22 protein-coding genes are annotated in these 18,412 nt (G+C 63.5%); 17 read left to right on the top strand and 5 right to left on the bottom strand.

Annotated features, from left to right (window positions below):
* The first annotated feature begins 35 nt into the window (after window positions 1–35).
* Genes mscL through HWE17_RS25015 form a run of 4 tightly spaced genes read left to right on the top strand, consistent with a single transcriptional unit; the run spans window position 36 to window position 2,761 of the window.
* Complete coding sequence (mscL, locus tag HWE17_RS25030; protein ID WP_099401222.1) at window positions 36–485, top strand: large conductance mechanosensitive channel protein MscL; 450 nt, start codon at window positions 36–38, stop codon at window positions 483–485.
* 41 nt (window positions 486–526) lie between these two features.
* The gene (locus tag HWE17_RS25025; RefSeq protein ID WP_072455825.1) at window positions 527–1,687 is read left to right on the top strand and encodes a Do family serine endopeptidase; all 1,161 of its coding nucleotides are present in this window, start codon (window positions 527–529) and stop codon (window positions 1,685–1,687) included.
* 21 nt (window positions 1,688–1,708) lie between these two features.
* On the top strand, window positions 1,709–2,401 hold the full coding sequence (locus HWE17_RS25020) for a DUF2461 domain-containing protein (RefSeq protein ID WP_176390654.1): 693 nt from the start codon (window positions 1,709–1,711) through the stop codon (window positions 2,399–2,401).
* Between the two features lie 15 nt (window positions 2,402–2,416).
* Window positions 2,417–2,761, top strand: a complete 345-nt coding sequence (locus tag HWE17_RS25015) for a hypothetical protein (protein ID WP_255206384.1) — start codon at window positions 2,417–2,419, stop codon at window positions 2,759–2,761.
* 24 nt (window positions 2,762–2,785) lie between these two features.
* On the opposite strand, the gene HWE17_RS25010 is transcribed toward HWE17_RS25015, so the two are convergent.
* From HWE17_RS25010 to HWE17_RS24990, 5 genes are all read right to left on the bottom strand, one after another.
* A complete protein-coding gene (locus HWE17_RS25010; RefSeq protein WP_176390653.1) occupies window positions 2,786–3,838 on the bottom strand; it encodes an NAD(P)H-dependent glycerol-3-phosphate dehydrogenase in 1,053 nt (350 codons plus the stop codon).
* Window positions 3,839–3,874: 36 nt separating this feature from the next.
* A complete protein-coding gene (locus HWE17_RS25005) occupies window positions 3,875–4,336 on the bottom strand; it encodes an SH3 domain-containing protein (protein ID WP_176390652.1) in 462 nt (153 codons plus the stop codon).
* Window positions 4,337–4,419: 83 nt separating this feature from the next.
* Window positions 4,420–4,896: a protein-export chaperone SecB gene (gene secB, locus HWE17_RS25000; RefSeq protein ID WP_077398684.1), complete on the bottom strand. Its 477-nt coding sequence runs from the start codon at window positions 4,894–4,896 to the stop codon at window positions 4,420–4,422.
* Between the two features lie 160 nt (window positions 4,897–5,056).
* Window positions 5,057–5,323 carry a glutaredoxin 3 gene (grxC, locus tag HWE17_RS24995; protein ID WP_034783579.1) on the bottom strand — a complete coding sequence of 89 codons (267 nt, stop codon included), beginning with the start codon at window positions 5,321–5,323 and terminating at the stop codon, window positions 5,057–5,059.
* A 28-nt stretch (window positions 5,324–5,351) separates the two neighbouring features.
* Window positions 5,352–5,768, bottom strand: a complete 417-nt coding sequence (locus HWE17_RS24990) for a rhodanese-like domain-containing protein (protein WP_070220898.1) — start codon at window positions 5,766–5,768, stop codon at window positions 5,352–5,354.
* 106 nt (window positions 5,769–5,874) lie between these two features.
* On the opposite strand from HWE17_RS24990, the gene gpmA reads away from it, so the two are divergent.
* The 13 genes from gpmA to gspD all read left to right on the top strand — a co-directional run bounded on the left by gpmA (window position 5,875) and on the right by gspD (window position 18,336).
* Window positions 5,875–6,621, top strand: a complete 747-nt coding sequence (gene gpmA, locus HWE17_RS24985; RefSeq protein ID WP_035823826.1) for a 2,3-diphosphoglycerate-dependent phosphoglycerate mutase — start codon at window positions 5,875–5,877, stop codon at window positions 6,619–6,621.
* 76 nt (window positions 6,622–6,697) lie between these two features.
* Window positions 6,698–8,161: a murein hydrolase activator EnvC gene (locus HWE17_RS24980; RefSeq protein ID WP_099401227.1), complete on the top strand. Its 1,464-nt coding sequence runs from the start codon at window positions 6,698–6,700 to the stop codon at window positions 8,159–8,161.
* A 51-nt stretch (window positions 8,162–8,212) separates the two neighbouring features.
* Window positions 8,213–9,706, top strand: a complete 1,494-nt coding sequence (locus HWE17_RS24975) for a S41 family peptidase (RefSeq protein ID WP_176390651.1) — start codon at window positions 8,213–8,215, stop codon at window positions 9,704–9,706.
* 49 nt (window positions 9,707–9,755) lie between these two features.
* On the top strand, window positions 9,756–10,517 hold the full coding sequence (locus HWE17_RS24970) for a molybdopterin-synthase adenylyltransferase MoeB (RefSeq protein WP_176390650.1): 762 nt from the start codon (window positions 9,756–9,758) through the stop codon (window positions 10,515–10,517).
* Between the two features lie 93 nt (window positions 10,518–10,610).
* Window positions 10,611–11,063, top strand: coding sequence for a type II secretion system major pseudopilin GspG (gspG, locus tag HWE17_RS24965; protein ID WP_035823835.1), 453 nt, complete (start codon window positions 10,611–10,613; stop codon window positions 11,061–11,063).
* A gap of 12 nt (window positions 11,064–11,075) precedes the next feature.
* Window positions 11,076–11,570, top strand: coding sequence for a GspH/FimT family pseudopilin (locus HWE17_RS24960; protein WP_051959291.1), 495 nt, complete (start codon window positions 11,076–11,078; stop codon window positions 11,568–11,570).
* Complete coding sequence (gene gspI / locus HWE17_RS24955; RefSeq protein ID WP_035823837.1) at window positions 11,567–11,950, top strand: type II secretion system minor pseudopilin GspI; 384 nt, start codon at window positions 11,567–11,569, stop codon at window positions 11,948–11,950. The genes HWE17_RS24960 and gspI overlap by 4 nt, the downstream gene beginning before the upstream one ends.
* A complete protein-coding gene (locus tag HWE17_RS24950) occupies window positions 11,950–12,573 on the top strand; it encodes a type II secretion system protein J (RefSeq protein ID WP_176390649.1) in 624 nt (207 codons plus the stop codon). Before gspI ends, HWE17_RS24950 begins: the two co-directional genes overlap by 1 nt.
* Window positions 12,570–13,544: a type II secretion system minor pseudopilin GspK gene (gspK, locus tag HWE17_RS24945; protein ID WP_176390648.1), complete on the top strand. Its 975-nt coding sequence runs from the start codon at window positions 12,570–12,572 to the stop codon at window positions 13,542–13,544. The genes HWE17_RS24950 and gspK overlap by 4 nt, the downstream gene beginning before the upstream one ends.
* Before the next feature lie 19 nt (window positions 13,545–13,563).
* On the top strand, window positions 13,564–14,793 hold the full coding sequence (gene gspL / locus HWE17_RS24940; protein WP_255206383.1) for a type II secretion system protein GspL: 1,230 nt from the start codon (window positions 13,564–13,566) through the stop codon (window positions 14,791–14,793).
* A complete protein-coding gene (gene gspM / locus HWE17_RS24935) occupies window positions 14,790–15,323 on the top strand; it encodes a type II secretion system protein GspM (RefSeq protein WP_035823849.1) in 534 nt (177 codons plus the stop codon). The genes gspL and gspM overlap by 4 nt, the downstream gene beginning before the upstream one ends.
* Complete coding sequence (locus tag HWE17_RS24930; protein WP_099401233.1) at window positions 15,320–16,096, top strand: type II secretion system protein N; 777 nt, start codon at window positions 15,320–15,322, stop codon at window positions 16,094–16,096. The genes gspM and HWE17_RS24930 overlap by 4 nt, the downstream gene beginning before the upstream one ends.
* Entirely contained in the window at window positions 16,093–18,336 is a 2,244-nt protein-coding gene (gspD, locus tag HWE17_RS24925; RefSeq protein WP_176390647.1) for a type II secretion system secretin GspD, read from the top strand. Before HWE17_RS24930 ends, gspD begins: the two co-directional genes overlap by 4 nt.
* Window positions 18,337–18,412 lie beyond the last annotated feature (76 nt).

The raw sequence follows: 18,412 nt of genomic DNA, 5'->3' as shown, positions 1-18,412 counted from the left end.
CGGCATGTTTTTATATCTATCCGAAGGAGAAATTCATGGCAATGATGCAAGAATTTAAAGAATTTGCAATGAAGGGTAACGTCGTCGATCTGGCGGTCGGTGTCATTATCGGTGGCGCCTTCGGCAAGATTGTCGATTCCCTGGTGCAAGACGTGATCATGCCGCCCATCGGCCGCATTTTCGGCGGCCTCGATTTCGCCAATTACTATCTGCCCCTGAATGGCCAGGCCACCACCCTGACCCTGGTGGAAGCGAAAAAAGCGGGCGCCGTGCTGGCCTACGGTAACTTCCTGACCATTCTGCTCAACTTCGTCATTTTGGCTTTCATCATCTTCCAGATGGTACGCCTGATGAACAAGGCCCGCCGCAGCGAACCGGTCGCGCCGGCGCCAGCGCCAGTCACGCCGGAAGACATCGTGCTGCTGCGTGAAATCCGCGACTCCCTGCAGCAGAACGCACGCAACGGCGGCGATCTGGCAAAATAAGCCGTTCCGGCACGGGCCGGCTGACCTGGGCAGAAAACTGTATGCGACGATTCTGGTTATTGTTTGCGCAAACCGTGACGATCGCGTTGGCGCTGTATTTTGTGTATGGCGCGCTGCGCCCGGCCAGCCGGGTACAGCAGCTGGGCTCTCCCGCGAAACCGGTGCCCGTGGTGGAAACGGCGTCCAGCAGCCTGGCGCCCGGCTCCTACCGCGACGCGGCGGCGCGCGCCATGCCCGCCGTCGTCAACATCCTCACCCTGCAAGTGCCCAAGCGCGGCGCCCATCCGCTGGCGCGCGATCCCTTCTTCAAACGTTTCTTCGGCGACCGCGACCCGGACGACGGGGATGACGACGACTTGAAAAACAGCCTCGGCTCGGGTGTCATCGTCAGCCATGAAGGCTATGTGCTGACCAACAACCACGTGGTCGAAGGCGCCGACGAAATCGAAGTGGTGCTCACGGATGGCCGCAAGGCGCCGGCCAAGGTGGTGGGCCTCGATCCGGAAACGGACCTGGCCGTCATCAAGATCGACCTCGACAAGCTGCCCGTCATCGTGCTGGGCCAGTCGGAACTGGCGCGCGTGGGCGACGTGGTGCTGGCCATCGGCAACCCGTTCGGTGTGGGCCAGACGGTGACCATGGGCATCATCTCCGCCCTGGGCCGCAACAACCTGCACATCAACAGCTTTGAAAACTTTATCCAGACGGATGCGGCGATTAACTTCGGCAACTCGGGCGGCGCCCTGGTCGATACGCGCGGCAATCTGATCGGCATCAATACGGCGATCTATTCCCAAAGCGGCGGCTCCGTCGGCATCGGCTTCGCCATTCCCGTCTCGACGGCCAAGACGGTGATGGAAGCCATCATCAAGGATGGCCACGTGGTGCGCGGCTGGATTGGCGTGGAAACGCAGGACATCACGCCCGAGCTGGCGCAAAGCTTCAACTTGCAGCGCACGAGCGGCGCCATCATCGCCGGCGTGGTACGCAACGGCCCAGCCGACAAGGCGGGCATCGTGCCCGGCGACATCCTGCTGACGGTGCAAGGCAAGCCCGTCGGCGACACGACGGAAATGCTGAATCTGATCGCCCAACTGCCGCCCGGCGAAAAAGCTAAAATGACGGTGCTGCGCAAGAATCGCGAAGCGGCACTCGACGTGATGGTGGGCAAGCGCCCCATCCCGAAAGAGCTTTCCAAATAGTTGCTGATCGGAATTTGACACATGCATGTGCGTGATTTGACCCAATTTTTACGTGAACTGAGCGACAACAACAACCGTCCCTGGTTTGTGATGAACAAGCCCCGCTACGACATCCTGCGCGAGGAATTTCTCGCCTTGGTGACGTCACTCATTGCTGAACTCGGCAAGTTCGATCCGGCCGTGAAATACTGCAATCCAAAGAAGGCTTTGTTCCGCATCAACCGCGACGTGCGTTTCGCGCACGATAAAAGTCCGTACAAGACGCGTTTTTCGGCCGCCATCGCGCCGAACGACATGCGCCGTCCCAGCAAGGCGGGCGGCCCCACGTATTACCTGCAGATCGACGGCCAGGGCAACTTGCTGTTCGGCGCCGGCGAATACATGCCGCCGCCCGGACGCCTGAAGGCGTTGCGCGAGCATATGCTCAACGACGCGCCAGGTTTTTCCAAAGTGCTGAAAAATAAGCGTTTGAAGGCCCGCTTCGGCACCATCCAGAACGAAGGCAAGCTGCAGCGCCCGCCGAAGGGTTTCGAGGCGGACGCCGAACATATCGAATTCATCAAGCTGAAGAGCTTTTTTGTCTGGACCGAAGTGCCGCTGCCCGTCAACGCCCCCGAGCAACTGCTGCCGACCCTGGCGGAAGGCTTGAAGGATGCGTGGCCGCTGGTCGAGTGGATGCGCGGCGCGAAAGAGCCGGAGGAAGTCACCGAGTAATGGCTGAAGGAGCACATGATGGCACTGGAGCACGCAAGTTCAGGACAGGTGATCGACGTGCTGCGCAGGGACGGCGACGACCTGTCGCAGTTTTCCGCCATTGCGCTGGCCAAGACGGATGAGCTGGAACTGATCCGCATGTGCATGCCCCAAGGCAAGACCATGCCCGAGCATCACGTGCTCGGCGAGATCACATTGCTGTGCCTGCAAGGGCAGGTGGCGGTGGAGGCGCATGGCGGCGTGCAGGTGCTGGGACCGGGCCAGATGCTGTATCTGCTCGGCGGCCAGGCACACGCCCTGGAAGCGCGCGAAGACAGTTTATTGTTGCTCACCATACTCATGCACAAGGCGGGGCGCTAGGTTTTCCTGGCGCATCAGGTCGCCTTAGGCCGCCTCGGCGCGCGGGTCGCGCGACAGCAGCTGCTGCACCATGACGTGCGGCAAATCTCCATCGAACAGCACGCCGGCCACCGCGTTGGTGATCGGCATGTCGACGCCCATGCGGCGCGCCAGTTCGCGCACGGCCTTGGCGCACGGCACGCCTTCGGCCACGTGACCGAGTTCAGCCACGATGGTCTCCAGCGCCTTGCCTTGCGCCAGGCCCAGACCGACCCGGCGGTTGCGCGACAGGTCGCCCGTGCATGTCAGAATCAGATCGCCCATGCCCGTCAAGCCCATGAACGTTTCCGTCTGGCCACCCAGGGCCGTGCCCAGGCGCGTGATTTCCGCCAGGCCACGCGTGATCAGCGCGGCGCGCGCATTCAAGCCCAGGCCCAGGCCGTCGGCCACGCCGGTGGCAATGGCCAGCACGTTCTTGACGGCGCCGCCCACTTCCACGCCCACCAGGTCGTCGCTCGCATACACGCGGATGGTGCCGCCATGCAAGGCCGAGACGACGGCGCCGCGCAAGGCGGCATTGTGCGAGGCGATGGTCAGCGCGCACGGCAAGCCGCGTGCCACTTCCTGCGCGAACGAGGGGCCGGACAGGGCGCCGCCGGGGACCGTGTCGCCCAGCACTTCCTGCACGATCTGGTGCGGCAGCAAGCCCGTGCCGCCTTCAAAGCCTTTGCACAGCCACACGAGGTTGCCGATGACCTTGTTTTTCAACTGATCTTTCAGCTGATGCAGCATGGGCCGCAAGCCCGCCACAGGGCAGGCGGCGATCAGGAGGCCGTGTTCGCCGCTGGCATGCGCGACGGCGGCGTCGAAATCGGCGCTGATGCGCAATTGCGGCGGTAAAGGGAAACCGGGCAAATAGCTGTTTTCACCGCTGGCGGCCATGGCGGCCATGGCGTCGCCGTTGCGGCCCCACAGCAGCACGTCATGGCGGCCAGCCAGGGCCATGGCCACGGCCGTGCCCCAGGCGCCGGCGCCCAGGATGGTGATCTTGCGGGTGGCGGGAATACGATCGGGAGTGACTTCAGGAGAAACTTGCATGCAACCTCAACGGGGCAGGGGGAACGGACGCGGTGCTTACAGGCCCCACACTTCGCTGGTCTTGACGTAGCCGCTCTGGCCATCCTTGTGGCGCACCTTGACCCAGCCGGAACTCGGCTGCTCGCTTATTTCCAGCAGCACGCCCTTGTCGACGAGGAGGATGGCGGAGGCGGTGTCGTCGGGGCTGGCGCGAACCTTGAGGTTCGCGGCGCGCGCCACGACGTTGCGCTTGGCCGACAGGCCCTTGGCTTCCGTCCAGGCCATTTCGCCGCTGGCGTCGCGTACCTTGACCCATTCGCCGTAGCTGAGCACGACTTCCAGCGGCATGCCGCGTGGCGCCACATACAGCTTGCCGCCCTTGGAGGATGGCGCGTCGTACAGGATCACGGGAGCGGCGCCCACCGTTTTGAAATCGACGGCGTGGCTGGCGGCGGTCGCCAGCAGCAGCACGGCGCCGGCCATCCAGCGGAACTTGCTCAAGAGCGCACTTTTCAACATGATATTTTGAACCTTAACGAAACACGGCGGCCAGGCCGCCGTGTCAGGCCAGCCTTGATGGCTGGCGGGGTCTTGCCTGAAGCTTAGTGCGTCGTCGCGTCGGCTGCCGGGGCAGCTGCAGCGGCGTCAGCAATAGCTTGCAGACGTTGTTGGTAGAACACTTCGAAGTTGATCTCGGCCAGGTGCACTGGCGGGAAGCCGGCACGGGTGATCACGTCGGCGATGTTGGCGCGCAGGTAAGGGTAGATGATGTTCGGGCAGCCGATTCCCAGCAGCGGATCGAGTTGATCGGCAGGAATGTTGCGTGCTTCGAAGATACCGGCTTGCTTGCCTTCAACCAGGAAAGCGACTTTTTCGCCGACTTTGGCGGTGACGGTGATGGTCACGGTGGCTTCGAAGATGCCGTCGGCCAGAGGCGCAGCGCCCACGTCCAGTGCCACTTCGATGGCTGGTGCTTCTTGTTCCAGGAAAATAGCTGGGGAATTTGGTTGTTCCAGCGACATGTCTTTCAGGTAGACGCGTTGGATTTGGAAGACTGGTTGCAGATTTTCGTCGGACATGGAACGCTTTCGTTGTAAAGGACAAGAACGGCACACCGTTCAAATATGGTACTTGCGGTATTCAAACCGTGCCGGATAGGCACGGCCAGATCAGGTGCGAGGGCAATTGTATCAAAACCATACGACAAAAAACCAAGCAATTTCTCGAACCCGCTTTATATCAGGCTGCCGTGCCATTTAACAAGGGGTCCAGCTTGCCGGCTTGATCGAGCGCATACAAATCGTCGAATCCGCCCACGTGGGTATCGCCCACATAGATCTGCGGCACCGTGCGGCGGCCCGTGCGTTCCATCATCTTGATGCGCTCTTCCGGGTCGAGGTCGACGCGGATCTTTTGCACGGTCACGCCCTTGGCTTCCAGCAGGCGCTCGGCGCGCACGCAATACGGGCACACGGCGGTGCTATACACAATTACGGGTACGGTCATGATGATTATTCCTTCAGTTAATGCCAGCTTATTTCGCCAGCGACAAGGTTTTCAATGGCAAACCTTGCTTTTTCCATTCGTCGAGGCCGCCTTCCAGGCTCGTTGCCTCAGCGAAACCGGCTTTGCCCAGCAGGCCAACGGCGGTTGCCGAACGCGAACCTTTCTGGCAAACCACTACAATGGGGCGCGTTTTGAATTTTTCCAGCTCGCCCATGCGTTTTGCCAGTTCCGGCAGCGGAATATTTTTTGCGTCAGGCAAGTGGCCCGTGGCGAATTCTTCCGCGCTGCGCACGTCGACGATGATGGTCTTGCCGCGGTTGATCAGTTGCGTGACTTCCAGCACGGTCGCGCGCTTGCCGCGCATCGACAGCAGTGGCCAGAGGAGGGCGCCGCCGGAAATAATGACGATGGCAAACAGAAAAATGTGGTCGATAATGAATTTCACGTAGGGTCCAATGGTTTAAGTCAATCCGCGCATTATAAAATAGAAGCTGGACGAGGTCTTTTTACGTTTTGCTTTTTTGATTTGAACCCCTTGAGAAGATAGAACTATGTACAAAATCGTTTTCATGCGTCACGGCGAGTCCACCTGGAACCTCGATAACCGCTTCACCGGCTGGACCGACGTCGATCTGACGGAAAAGGGCGTCAACGAAGCCAGGGCCGCCGGCCAGATCCTCAAGCAGGAAGGTTTTACGTTCGACGTGGCCTACACTTCCGTCCTGAAGCGCGCCATCCGCACCCTGTGGCTGGCGCTCGACGAGATGGACATGATGTATTTGCCGATCAAGAACGACTGGCGCTTGAACGAGCGCCACTACGGCGCCCTGCAAGGCCTGGACAAGGGCGAGACGGCCGCCAAGTATGGCGACGAGCAAGTACTGGTATGGCGCCGCAGCTACGATACGCCGCCGCCGCCGCTGGAAGCGAATGACGACCGCGCCTCGTTCAACGATCCGCGCTACGCCGGCTTGCCGCAAGCGTCGATTCCGCTGACCGAATGCCTGAAAGACACCGTGGCGCGCGTGATGCCGGCCTGGGATGAAGAAATCGCCCCGGCCATCCGTGCTGGCAAAAAGATTATCATTTCGGCCCACGGCAACAGCCTGCGCGCGCTGATCAAGATGTTAGACGGCATCAGCGACAGCGACATCGTCGGCCTGAACATCCCGAACGGCCAGCCGCTCGTGTATGAGCTGGACGCCGACCTGAAACCGATCCGTCACTACTACCTGGGCGACCCGGCAGCGATTGCGGCAGCGCAAGCAGCCGTGGCGAACCAAGGGAAGGCCAAGTAACTTGTCGTCTTTCTTCCGCGGCACAGCCATCGCCCCCTCTGCTGATCGACCCCTGCCGGCGTGGCGCGCCGGTGCCATGCTGTGCCTGGCGCTGCTGCTTTCCAGCGGTGCCGCGCAGGGCGCCAAGCCCACCGAACGCAGCAAGCAGAAGGCGGCCGCGGAAGCACAACGTGCTGGATTGCAACAAAAGCTGACGGCGCTCAAGCGCGACATCAGCCGCACGGAAAGCGCCAAGGATGACGCGGCCGATACCCTGGCCGAGTCGGAAGAAGCCATTTCCAACGCCAACCGCGCCTTGCGCGACCTGGCGCAGGAACAAAGCGAGACGGGTGTGAAACTCAATGCGCTGGGGCAAGAGCACCAGCAATTGACGGCCACCGTCGAGAAACAAAAGGCACAGCTGTCAAAGTTGCTGCGTGAACAATATGTCGCTGGCAACGAAGACCGCATCAAGCTGCTCTTGTCGGGCGATAACCCGAACCGCATCAACCGCGACTTGCAATTGATGGCGTATGTGTCGCAGGCGCAGGCGCGCCTGCTGGAAGCCTTGCGCGCCAACTTGCTGGCCGTGGAGAAAAACCAGGCGGATGTGCAGAACGCCAAGGACGAGCTGGAAGAAATCGCGCAGGAAGAGCGCGACCAGAAAGCCCTGCTGGTGCAGGAGAAGGCGCGCCGCGCCGCCTTGCTGACGAGCTTGTCGCAACGCCTGGTGGCGCAGCGCAAGGAAGTGGGCAATGTCGAGCGCGACGAACAGCGCATGGGCAACCTGGTCGACAAGCTGGCAAAACTGATTGAAGAGCAGGCCGCCGCCGCCGCGGCCGAAAAGAAACGCCAGCAATTGCTGGCCGAGCAACGCGCCGCCGCCAAAGCGGCCGCCGACGCCAAGATTGCCGCGGAAAAACGCGAACGCCTGCTGGCCGCGCGCGCCAAGGCCGCCCAGGCCCAGGCCGAACGCGAACGTCTTGCAAAAGAGCAACAAAACAAATCGGGCAAGATCAAGCCGCAAACGCCGCCACCGCCGCCTGTGAAACTGGAACCGATCGACGACGACGAGCCGCCGCAAGTGGCCAAGGTGGCGCCTAAGCCGGAACCGAAGCCCGAACCGGAGCCGGAACGCCCGAGCCTGGGCCCGGCTGCGCCGGCCGGCGCCTTTGCCAGCCTGAAAGGGCAGCTGCGCGCCCCCGTGGCCGGCAAGATCGCCGCCCGCTTCGGCAGCAAGCGCGGTGACGGCCCCAGCTGGAAGGGCGTGTTCATCCGCACGGGCGAAGGCAGCGAGATCCACGCCATCGCCGGCGGCCGCGTCGTGTTTTCCGACTGGCTGCGCGGTTTCGGCAATTTGATCATCGTCGACCATGGCGGCCAGTACATGAGCATTTATGGCAATAACCAGTCCCTGCTGAAACGGGTGGGCGATGCCGTCAAGGGCGGCGACGCCATTGCCAGCGCGGGCAACAGCGGCGGCAACGAGGAATCAGGGCTATACTTTGAATTGCGTCATCAGGGCCGCGCCTTCGACCCCGCCACCTGGGTGAAGTTTTAATTCAGTTCCCACCATTGCTGCGGCAGCGAATTTGTAGATTGCGAAGAATACATGGGTATCAAAGTCAAAAGTATCGGCCTGATCGGTCTGGGCGTCCTGGCCGGTATCGGCATGTCGCTGCAGTTCCCGGCCGTGGCGCAAAAAATCACGAATGCCCCGCTGCCGCTCGACGAACTGCGCCAGTTGTCCGACGTCTTCGGCCTGATCAAGTCCGATTACGTCGAGAAGGTGGAAGACAAGAAACTTTTAACGGAAGCCATTTCCGGCATGGTCGCGTCGCTCGATCCGCACTCCGTGTATCTCGATAAGAATGCCTTCAAGGAAATGCGCGAAAGCGTGCAGGGCAAGTTTGTCGGCATCGGCATCGAAGTGAGCATGGAAGACGGCTACGTGAAAGTCGTCTCGCCCATCGAGGACAGCCCCGCCGCCAAGGCCGGTATCCAGGCGGGCGACCTGATCACCCGCCTCGACAACATCCCGCTGAAAGGCTTGCAGCTGGAAGAAGTCATCAAGAAGATGCGCGGCCAGCCTGGCACCAAGCTGGTGCTGACGATGTCGCGCAAGGGCGAAAGCAAGCCGCTGGTGTTCCCCATCGTGCGCGAGGAAATCCGCGTGCAAAGCGTCAAGGCCAAGATGGTCGCGCCTGGCTATGCCTGGCTGCGCATCGCCCAGTTCCAGGAACCGACCGTCGATGACATGGTCAAAAAGATCAACGCCCTGTATGCGCAAGACCCCAAGCTCAAGGGCCTGGTGCTGGACTTGCGCAACGATCCCGGTGGCGTCGTGCCGGGCGCCATCGGCGTGGCGACGGCATTCCTTCCGGGTAACTCCGTGATCGTCTCCACCAAGGGCCAGTTGCCCGAGTCGAAACAGGTGTTTTATGGCCGCCGCGAATTCTATGCGCCGCCGGGCGCCAAGGCCGATCCGCTGGCCAAGCTGCCGGCCGCGCTGAAAACCGTGCCGCTGGTGGTGCTGGTCAATGCCGGCTCCGCGTCCGCCTCGGAAATCGTCGCCGGCGCCTTGCAGGATTACCAGCGCGCCACCGTCATCGGCACGCAAACGTTCGGCAAGGGCTCCGTGCAAACCTTGCGCCAGATCACGGCCGACACGGCCGTCAAGCTGACGACGGCCCGCTACTACACGCCAAAAGGCCGGGCCATCCAGGCGCGCGGCATCGTGCCCGACTTGCTGGTCGATGAAACGGCCGAGGGCGACGGCTGGAACAGCCTGCGCATCCGCGAGGCGGACCTGGAAAAACACCTGAGCAGCAACGATGGCAAGCCGGAAGCGGCCAAGCCAACGATGGAAGGCATGCAGGATCAGTTGGAAGAAGAGCAGCGCCTGATCGCCACGGCGAAAAAGCGCAAACCGCTCGAATACGGCGCCAAGGACGATTTCCAGCTGCAACAAGCCTTGAACCACTTCCAGGGCTTGCCGGTACAGCTGGCCAAGGTGGACGCCAAGGTTGACAAGATCGGCGCCAAGCCGGAAATCGCTTCCGACATCAAGGCGGACGATAAAAAGATTCCAGTGCAGAAGCCTTGATGCTTAACCCAATGCAAAAGCTGGGGTCAGACCCGGCGGGTCTGACCCCGTGAACGACAATCAACTGCTGCGCTATTCGCGCCACATCCTGCTGGATCAGATCGGCATCGAAGGCCAGCAAGCCTTGCTCGATGCGCACGTGCTGGTGATCGGCGCGGGCGGGCTCGGCTCGCCGGCGGCCATGTATCTGGCCGCCAGCGGTGTCGGCAAGCTGACCCTGGTCGATGACGATACGGTCGATCTGACCAATCTGCAGCGCCAGATCGCCCACACCACACAGCGCGTGGGCCAGCCGAAAGTGCTGTCGGCGCGCGAGACCTTGACCGGCATCAATCCCGAGATTGAAATAGTGGCCTTGCAGGAGCGCCTCGACGGCGCGCGCCTGGCCGAACTGGTCTTATCCAGCACGGTGGTGCTCGACTGCACCGACAACTTCGCCACGCGCCACGCCGTCAACCGCGCCTGCGTGGCGGCCAGGGTGCCGCTGGTGTCGGGCGCCGTGATCCGTTTCGACGGGCAAGTGAGCGTGTTCGACCCGCGCACGGGCACGCAGCCATGCTATTCCTGCCTGTTTCCGCAGGAGCAGCAGTTCACGGACGAGGCGTGCTCGACCATGGGCGTGTTCGCGCCGCTGGTCGGCGTGGTGGGCGCCATGCAGGCGGCCGAGGCGCTGAAACTCATCATGGGCGTGGGTGTATCGCTGGCCGGCCGGCTGCTGCTGCTTGACGGCTTGCACATGGAATGGAGCAGCATGCGCGTCGCGCGCGACCCCGGCTGCGCCGTTTGCGGCGAAGTGGTCTTGCCGGCCTGACAGGCCCCGCAGAAATTTTTCCCTATATGACAGGCTTTGTCATATTTCCGCTTTATACTCTGCACTCATTACTCACCTTCTTCTCTCTTTCTTATGCAAAACGCAGCAAACCATCCGATACGCCAGCGCCGCGCGCGCGGCTTCACTTTGATCGAAATCATGGTCGTGGTGGTGATCATGGGCATCCTCGCGTCGCTGGTGGTGCCCAAGCTGATTGCCCGCACGGGCGAGTCGAAAGTGGCGGCGGCGAAAGTCGACATCGCTACCGTGATGCAAGCCTTGAAACTGTATCGCCTGGATAACCAGCGCTACCCGACCACCGAGCAGGGCTTGCAGGCGCTGATCGAAAAACCGACCACGGGTCCGGCCGCGAATGGCTGGAAAGCGGGCGGCTACCTGGAAAAAATGCCGAAGGATCCATGGGGCAACCCGTACCAGTTCCTGTCGCCGGGCGTGAAAGGCGAAGTCGACATCATTTCGCTGGGCGCCGACGGCCAGCCTGGCGGTAGCGGCGACGACGCCGATATCGGTTCCTGGGAACTGTAAGTTTTCCATTGCATGCCTGCCATGACCACCGGTCGCGCACCGCCCCGGCCACGCGCCAGCGGCTTCACGCTGATCGAATTGCTGGTGGTGATGGTCATCATCGGCGTGACCCTGGGCCTGGTGTCGCTGAACGCGATGCCGAATGGCCAGCAAGCCTTGCAGAAGGAAGCCGAGCGCATCGCGCTGCTGCTGCAACTGGCGCGCGATGAAGCTATCGTGCGCAGCCGGCAAGTGGCGTTCGAGGCGGACGAAAATCAATACCGTTTCCTGGTCCTCAATGAAAAGCTGTGGCAGCCCGTGACGCAGGACGATTTGCTGCGCGAGCGCGCGTTTGCCAACACGCCCATGCTGCTCAGCGTGCAGCCTTCGAACAGCGTGGCCCAGCCGCTGCGCATCATCTTCGGCCGCGAACCGGTCGACAAGCCTTTTGTCCTGACCCTGGCCAGCGGCGAGCGCAGCGTGGCCATCCGCGCCGATGGCATCGGCCACTTCACGGTCGAACAATGATGCCGCTTTCACGTCACCGCCGCCAGCGTGGCTTTACTTTGCTGGAAGTGCTGGTCGCCCTCGTCATCGTCGGCACGGCCCTGGGCGCCTCTTTGCGCGCCGTCGGCAGCCTGACGCAGAACAGCGACGGCTTGCGCAGCGCCATGATGGCCACCTGGTCGGCGGAAAACCATTTGGTGCGCTTGCGCCTGGCGAAGACCTTTCCGCAGACGGGCAAGCGCACGGTCGACTGCCCGCAGGGCGACTTGAAACTGATCTGTGAAGAGGAAGTGGTGGCCACGCCGAATCCGCGCATCCGGCAAGTGCGCGTGAACGTGTATGACGCGCAATACCCGGCCCGGCGCATCGTGCGCCTGGTATTACTTTCCTTTAACGACTGATGGCGCGCCGCACTGTTCCTGCCGGCGGTTTCACCCTGATCGAGCTGCTCGTGGCGATCGGCATCCTGGCCATGGTCGCCGTGTTGGGCTGGCGCGGCCTGGACAGCATCATGCGCTCGCGCGAAGTGCTGACCAGCCAGCTGGAACAGGCGCGCGGCATGCAGCTGGCGTTTGCCCAGATGCAGAGCGATTGCGACCACCTGGCCGGCGCCGGCCAGAACAATACCCTGCTGAATGGCCGCATCAACCTGTCGGCGGAGACTGACCGCCTGACCCTGGTGCGCCTGGCCGCCTCGGAACAGGAGCCGCAGCAGTTGCAAGTGGTCACTTACCGCCTGCGCGGCGGCGTGCTGACGCGGCGCGAGTCGAACGGCACGCGCGACCTGGCCGTGCTCGACACCCTGTGGCAGGCGGCGCGCGACGATACGGATACCTCCGGCGCCGACGTCGCCTTGATGAACGGCGTCGACAGCATGGTCATGCGCGGCTGGAGCAATGGCGCCTGGAACGTGCTGACGGCGGGCGCCACCATTTCCACGCAAGTGCCGGGCCTGGAAGTGACCCTGCAGATGCCGGGCCAGGACGCGGGCCTGTCGAAAGTCTTTTTATTGGGGCCGGGATGACGCGCTTCAAGTTTCGCTCGCGCCAGCGCGGCGTGGCCGTCATCACGGCCCTGCTGCTGACGGCGCTGGCGATTACCGTCGTCGCCAGCCTGTTCTGGCAGCAGCAGGTGCAAGTGCGTTCGATGGAAAACCAGCGCCTGCGCCTGCAGACGCAGTGGGCCATGCGCGGCATGGTCGACTTCGCCCGCTTCTGGCTGCGCCAGGACAATCCCATGCTGACGGCCGCCGATGGCGTCTGGGCCACGCCCATCGAGGAAGCGCGGCTGGACGATTATGTGGACCGCGAAAAGGTCGACACGGAAAAATTCGACGCCACCGTCTCGGGCCGCGCACTCGATGCGCAGGCGCGCTTCAATATTACGAACCTGCTTGAAGCCACGGGCGGCATCAATGCGAAACAGGTGCTGGCCTATCAGCGTTTGCTGTCCAACTTGCAGCTCGATAGTTCCCTCGCGCAAGCGACGGCCGATGCCGTGCTGCGCGCGAAGCCGAAACCGCGCACTGTGGACAGCGGCACCGACGGCAAGACGCCCGCCGCCACGCCCGCATCGGGCGGCGGCAGCGAGCCGGTGGCGTTCACGCAGATCGAGGATTTGCTGGCCGTGCCCGGCTACACGCCACAGATCATTGAAAAACTGCGCGATTTCATCATCGTATTGCCGGAAATAACGCCCGTGAACGTGAATACGGCCCCGGCCGAGGTGCTGGCGGCCGTGACGATGATGTCGCTGTCCGAGGCCAGCGCCCTGACTTTGAGCAATCCGCGCAAAAAGTTTGTCGATAAAGCAAATTTCCAGAATAATATTAATGCTGCATTGATTGAAGGCGTGGAACTCGATGTGAAGAGCCGCTACTTCCTCACCGTCATCCGCGTGCGGCTGGACCGTGCCGCCCTGGACGCCGTGGCGCTCGTCAATCGAAAAACGGATCCGCAACGCACCACCAGCCTGGTCTGGCTGCGGGAAAATTAACAGCTGAAAGCGAGTCACTTTGACAATATTGTATATCCGTCACCCAGCCAAGGCGTCTACCGACAGCGCGCCTGCCTGCTCCTTCGTGCTGGCCGGCGATGGCGCTGCCCTGTTGCAACAGGGCAGCGCGCCGCTGGGCAGCCTGGGCCAGCTGATCGCTGGCGCGAAGCAGGTGGTGCTGCTGCTGGCCGCGGCCGACGTGACCTTGCTGCGCCTGAAAATGCCGCCGCTGGCCGGCGCCCGTTTGCGCGCGGCCTTGCCGGGCCTGGTGGAAGAACACATTTTGGGCGACGCCCAGGATTGCCTGCTGGCCGCCGGCGCGCCCGACGCTGCCGGCATGCGCACGGTGGCCGTGGCGCAGCGCGCCTGGGCCGAGGTGCTGGTGAAAGCTTTGCTGGCGCAGGGGGCGCGCAAGGTGGCGCTGCTGCCGTCGCAGCTGTGCCTGCCTTTGCAGCCGGGCAGCGTGACGGCATCCTTGCAGGCAAACGGCGACGGCCTGGAACTGGCCTTGCGCCAGGCGCCGCAAGAGGGCCTGGGCCTGGTCTTGCCGCCCCAGCCGCAGCAGGCGCTGCTGACGACGCGCGCGTTTGCCGGCGACGTGCCGCTGACGGTGTATGTGGCACAGGCCGAGCTGGCGCACTATCAACAGCTGGCCGCCGGCATGGCTGGCGTGACGGTGGAGCCGGACCACTGGGCGCACTGGATCGCCGGCGCCAAGGGCGCTGGGCTGGATCTGGCCGCCGCCCTGGGCACGGCCACGGGATCGGCCACCGAATGGCGCCGCTGGCGTTGGCCGCTGCGCCTGGCGCTGCTGGCCGTGGTCGTCAACCTGGCCGGCATGAATATCGAATGGATGCGCCTGAAGCGCGAGGCCGCCACCGTGCGCACCTCGATGCAGCAAACCTTCAAGGCCGCGTATCCGAACGAAGCGCCCGTGTATGGCCTGGAAGCGGAGCAGATGCGGCGTAATATCGCCGCTGCCCGCCTGCAGGGCGGGCAGGCCAGCATGGATGATTTTACGAGCATGAGCGCGGCCCTGGGCGAGGCGCTGGGCGGCTTGGCGGGGCGCGGCGTGGTGGCCTCGCTGGAATACCGCGAGCGCAGCCTGATCGTCAGGCTGAAGCCGGACATGGTCGACGCCAGCGCCCAGGCGCAGGTGCGCGATGGCCTGGCTGCGCGCAAGCTGGCCTTGAATGAAACGGCGCCGGGCGTGTGGAAGATCACGCCGGCCACGGGAGCAAAAGCATGAGTGCAGCAGTCAACAAGGCGCGCGCCGCGCTGGCGGGACAACAGCAAAATGTGCAGGCCTTCTGGGCCGAACGCACGCAGCAGGAGCGCAAGCTCCTGACCATGGGCGGCGTGGTGGCGGGGCTGGCCCTCGTTTACGCCGTATTTTTCGAGCCGGCCTGGACGGGCCGCATCGCCTTGCAAAAGAGCTTGCCCGAGCTGCGCCAGAACGCGGCCCAGCTGCAGGCCCTGGCGCGTGAAGCGGGCGACCTGGCGCGCCAGGCGCCGGTGCAGGTGGCGCCGATGAGCCGTGACAGCCTCGATGCGTCGCTGAAAGCGCGCGGCCTGGCGCCGCAATCGCTGTCGCTGACGGGAGAATACGCGCGCGTGCAGCTGAACGGTGTGCCGTTCGCCAGCGTCATGCTGTGGCTCGACGGCTTGCGCCGCGAAGGCCGCGTGGCGGTGCAGGAAGCGAAGATCACGGCGCAGGGCAAGGCGGGCTTGGTCGACGCCAGTTTGAGCCTGCACCAGAGCCCGGGCGCGGCGCGATGATGCGCCTGCTTGGCTGGCTGCTGGCCATCATCGTCAGCGTCTGCGTCACCCTGCTGGTGTTTTTCCCGGCCGGCTGGGTTGCCGGTATCGTGGAAAAGCAGACGGGCGGACGTTTGACCTTGGGCGACGCGCAAGGTACCCTGTGGCGCGGCTCGGCCTTTGTCGGCGGGGCGGCCAGCGCGAATGGCGCCGTGACGCCGCTGCTGCCGGGGCGCTTCAGCTGGCGCATTTCGCCGTCCGTGCTGTGGGGATCGGTGGATGTGGAATTGCAGAATGCGCAGGCGCTGTCGCAGGCCGTCAATTTGCGCGGCTCGTGGTCGCACTGGCAAGTCAGCCCGGCGGCCCTGCTGCTGCCGGCCGATGGCCTGGGCGGCCTCGGTGCACCGTTAAATACCGTGGCGCCGACGGGCAGCATGCGCCTGTCGTGGAGCACCTTGCAGCTGGCACTGGAACAACAGCAGTTTTCCGCCGTCGGGCGCACGACCTTGCAGATGACGGACATGGCGTCGCGCCTGTCGTCCTTGCGTCCGCTGGGCAGTTACGAGCTCGATTTCGATTGGCAGGGGCAGCAGGCGACGTTGGCACTGCGCTCCATCAAGGGACCGCTGCTGCTTGACGGCAGCGGCAGCCTGAATCAGGGGCGCATGCAGTTTTCCGGCCAGGCCCAGGCCGCAGCAGGATATGAAGAGACCTTGGCGAGTTTGTTGAATTTGCTGGGACAGCGCCGTAGCAATAGCGAAAAAAACATCATCGCCTTAGAGTTCAGACAATGAAAAAACCATCCGTGAGCCCCATTACCTCCTCCTTCTCGCTGCGCCGCCTGTCGGCCGCCGCCTTGCTGTGCTGTTCCGTGGCCGGCATGCCGGCACCCGTCTGGGCCGCGCCCGGCGATGAAGCGGCGCTCAATTTCGTCGGCGCCGACATCGAGTCGGTGATCAAGGCGGTGGGCCATTACACCAACATCAATTTCGTCATCGACCCGCGCGTCAAGGGCACGATCACGCTGGTGTCGGAAAAATCGATCAGCAAGACGCAGGCCTTCGCGCTGCTGGCCTCGGCCTTGCGCCTGCAGGGCTATGCGGTGGTCTCTGGCGACGGCTATGCGAAAGTGGTGCCGGAAGCGGACGCCAAGCTGCAATCCGTGCCGACCCAGGTGGGCAACGGCGCCAGCCAGGTGAAGGGCGACCAGATCGCCACCCAGGTGTTTTACCTGAATTACGAATCGTCGGCCAACCTGCTGGCCGTGCTGCGCCCTCTGATCTCGCCGAACAACACGATCAACGCCAACCCGGGCAACAACTCGCTGGTGATCACCGATTACGCGGATAACCTCAAGCGCCTGGCGAAGATCATCGCCGCGCTCGACGTGCCCGCGTCGACGGACCTGGACGTGATCCCCGTGCGCTATGCCATCGCGTCCGACCTGGCCTCGATGGTGAATAAACTGATGGAAGGCGGCAATGCTGCCGGCGCCGCAGGGGCCGACGCGGGCAAGGTGTCCGTGCTGGCCGATCCGCGCACCAATTCGCTGGTGCTGCGCGCGCCATCGGCGGCGCGCGCCAACCTGGCCAAGTCGCTGATCTCGAAGCTGGACCAGCCCACCACGCAGCTGGGCAATGTGCACGTGGTGTACCTGAAAAACGCGGACGCCACCAAGCTGGCGCAAACCCTGCGCTCGGTGGTGACGTCGGACGGCACGGCCGCCTCGGCGCAGCAGGGCAATACCAGCAACCTCGCCACGAACAACCAGATCAGCCAGAACAACAGCGGCATGAACACTGGCCTGGGCGGCAATACGCAAAGCGGCACCACGGGCGGCGCTTCGCTGAGCAACGGGCCGCAGCAGCTGTCGTCGGGCGGCACGGCCGGCTTCATCCAGGCCGACGCATCGACGAATACCCTGATCCTGACCTGTAACGAAGCCGTCTACCGCAACCTGCGCGCCGTGATCGACCAGCTCGACGTGCGCCGCGCCCAGGTCTACATCGAGGCGCTGATCGTCGAAGTGACGTCGGCCAAGGCGTCCGAGTTCGGCGTGCAGTGGCTGGGGCTTTCCGGCGACAGCAGCAGCAGCTACCGCGTGGGCGCGCTGCAGTCGTTCGCCGGCGGCACCGACAACAATATCGCCAAGCTGGCGCTGGGCGGCGGCAAGGTGCTGCCAACGGGCGGCCTGACCCTGGGCATCTTCAAGCAGATCAACGGCGCGCTGGGCCTGGGCGCCGTGGCGCATGCGCTGGAATCGGACGGCAACGCGAACATCCTGTCGACACCGAACCTGATCACCCTGGACAACGAGCTGGCGACCATCAAGGTGGGCCAGAACGTGCCTATCCTGACGGGCCAGTACACCAGCACGGCCGGCACCAACACGAATCCGTTCCAGACCATCGACCGCAAGGAAGTGGGCCTGACCCTGAAGGTGCGTCCGCAGATTTCCGAAGGCGGCACCATCAAGCTGGGCATCTATCACGAGACGTCGAGCGTCGACAAATCCACGTCGACGGCCGTCAGCGGCATCACCATCAACAACCGCGTGATCGAGAACAATGTGCTGGCCGACGATGGCCAGATCATTGTGCTCGGCGGCCTGATCGAGGACAGCACGGGCGACAACGCGGAAAAAGTGCGCGGCCTGGGCGACATTCCCCTGATCGGCAACCTGTTCAAGTACCAGACGCGCGAGCGCAAGAAAACCAATCTGATGATCTTCCTGCGCCCCGTCATCGTGCGCAACAAGGAGCAGAGCGGCAGCCTGGCGGCCGATCGCTACGACTACATGCGTTCGGCCGAGACGGCCGCCGTGCCGGCCACGGGCAACCTGATGCTGAAAGACCTGGGCACGCCCGTGCTGCCGGCCCTGCAGGATGGCCAGCCGGTGGGCGGCAACATGGTGACGCGTCCCGTGCCGCCGGCACCGACGCCGCCGCCAGGCGCGCCGGCCAACGCGGCCACGCCGCCGCAGTCGCTGCTGCAGCAATACCAGCAGCAGCCGCAGCAACAGCCACAGAAGTGATGGGGCAGTCATGAGTAATCTGCTTCCCTACGCCTACGCGCGCGATTTCGGCTTGCTGGCCCGGCCCGGCGCCGGC

The organism is Janthinobacterium sp. BJB401, assembly GCF_013372745.1.
Classification (GTDB): Bacteria; Pseudomonadota; Gammaproteobacteria; order Burkholderiales; family Burkholderiaceae_D; genus Janthinobacterium; species Janthinobacterium rivuli.
The sequence above is the reverse complement of the archived record's forward strand: the minus strand, read 5'-3'. Positions and strand labels throughout refer to the sequence as shown.

Excerpts from the sequence above, each read along its gene's own strand:
- gspG (WP_035823835.1), top strand. The coding sequence starts at position 10,611 with ATGCAAAACGCAGCAAACCATCCGATACGCCAGCGCCGCGCGCGCGGC.
- HWE17_RS25025 (WP_072455825.1), top strand. The coding sequence starts at position 527 with ATGCGACGATTCTGGTTATTGTTTGCGCAAACCGTGACGATCGCGTTG.
- HWE17_RS24975 (WP_176390651.1), top strand. The coding sequence starts at position 8,213 with ATGGGTATCAAAGTCAAAAGTATCGGCCTGATCGGTCTGGGCGTCCTG.
- gspM (WP_035823849.1), top strand. The coding sequence starts at position 14,790 with ATGAGTGCAGCAGTCAACAAGGCGCGCGCCGCGCTGGCGGGACAACAG.
- mscL (WP_099401222.1), top strand. The coding sequence starts at position 36 with ATGGCAATGATGCAAGAATTTAAAGAATTTGCAATGAAGGGTAACGTC.
- HWE17_RS25015 (WP_255206384.1), top strand. The coding sequence starts at position 2,417 with ATGATGGCACTGGAGCACGCAAGTTCAGGACAGGTGATCGACGTGCTG.
- gspI (WP_035823837.1), top strand. The coding sequence starts at position 11,567 with ATGATGCCGCTTTCACGTCACCGCCGCCAGCGTGGCTTTACTTTGCTG.
- HWE17_RS25010 (WP_176390653.1), bottom strand. The coding sequence starts at position 3,838 with ATGCAAGTTTCTCCTGAAGTCACTCCCGATCGTATTCCCGCCACCCGC.
- HWE17_RS25020 (WP_176390654.1), top strand. The coding sequence starts at position 1,709 with ATGCATGTGCGTGATTTGACCCAATTTTTACGTGAACTGAGCGACAAC.
- HWE17_RS25005 (WP_176390652.1), bottom strand. The coding sequence starts at position 4,336 with ATGTTGAAAAGTGCGCTCTTGAGCAAGTTCCGCTGGATGGCCGGCGCC.
- secB (WP_077398684.1), bottom strand. The coding sequence starts at position 4,896 with ATGTCCGACGAAAATCTGCAACCAGTCTTCCAAATCCAACGCGTCTAC.
- gspK (WP_176390648.1), top strand. The coding sequence starts at position 12,570 with ATGACGCGCTTCAAGTTTCGCTCGCGCCAGCGCGGCGTGGCCGTCATC.
- HWE17_RS24930 (WP_099401233.1), top strand. The coding sequence starts at position 15,320 with ATGATGCGCCTGCTTGGCTGGCTGCTGGCCATCATCGTCAGCGTCTGC.
- gspD (WP_176390647.1), top strand. The coding sequence starts at position 16,093 with ATGAAAAAACCATCCGTGAGCCCCATTACCTCCTCCTTCTCGCTGCGC.
- HWE17_RS24980 (WP_099401227.1), top strand. The coding sequence starts at position 6,698 with ATGCTGTGCCTGGCGCTGCTGCTTTCCAGCGGTGCCGCGCAGGGCGCC.
- grxC (WP_034783579.1), bottom strand. The coding sequence starts at position 5,323 with ATGACCGTACCCGTAATTGTGTATAGCACCGCCGTGTGCCCGTATTGC.
- gpmA (WP_035823826.1), top strand. The coding sequence starts at position 5,875 with ATGTACAAAATCGTTTTCATGCGTCACGGCGAGTCCACCTGGAACCTC.
- HWE17_RS24960 (WP_051959291.1), top strand. The coding sequence starts at position 11,076 with ATGCCTGCCATGACCACCGGTCGCGCACCGCCCCGGCCACGCGCCAGC.
- HWE17_RS24950 (WP_176390649.1), top strand. The coding sequence starts at position 11,950 with ATGGCGCGCCGCACTGTTCCTGCCGGCGGTTTCACCCTGATCGAGCTG.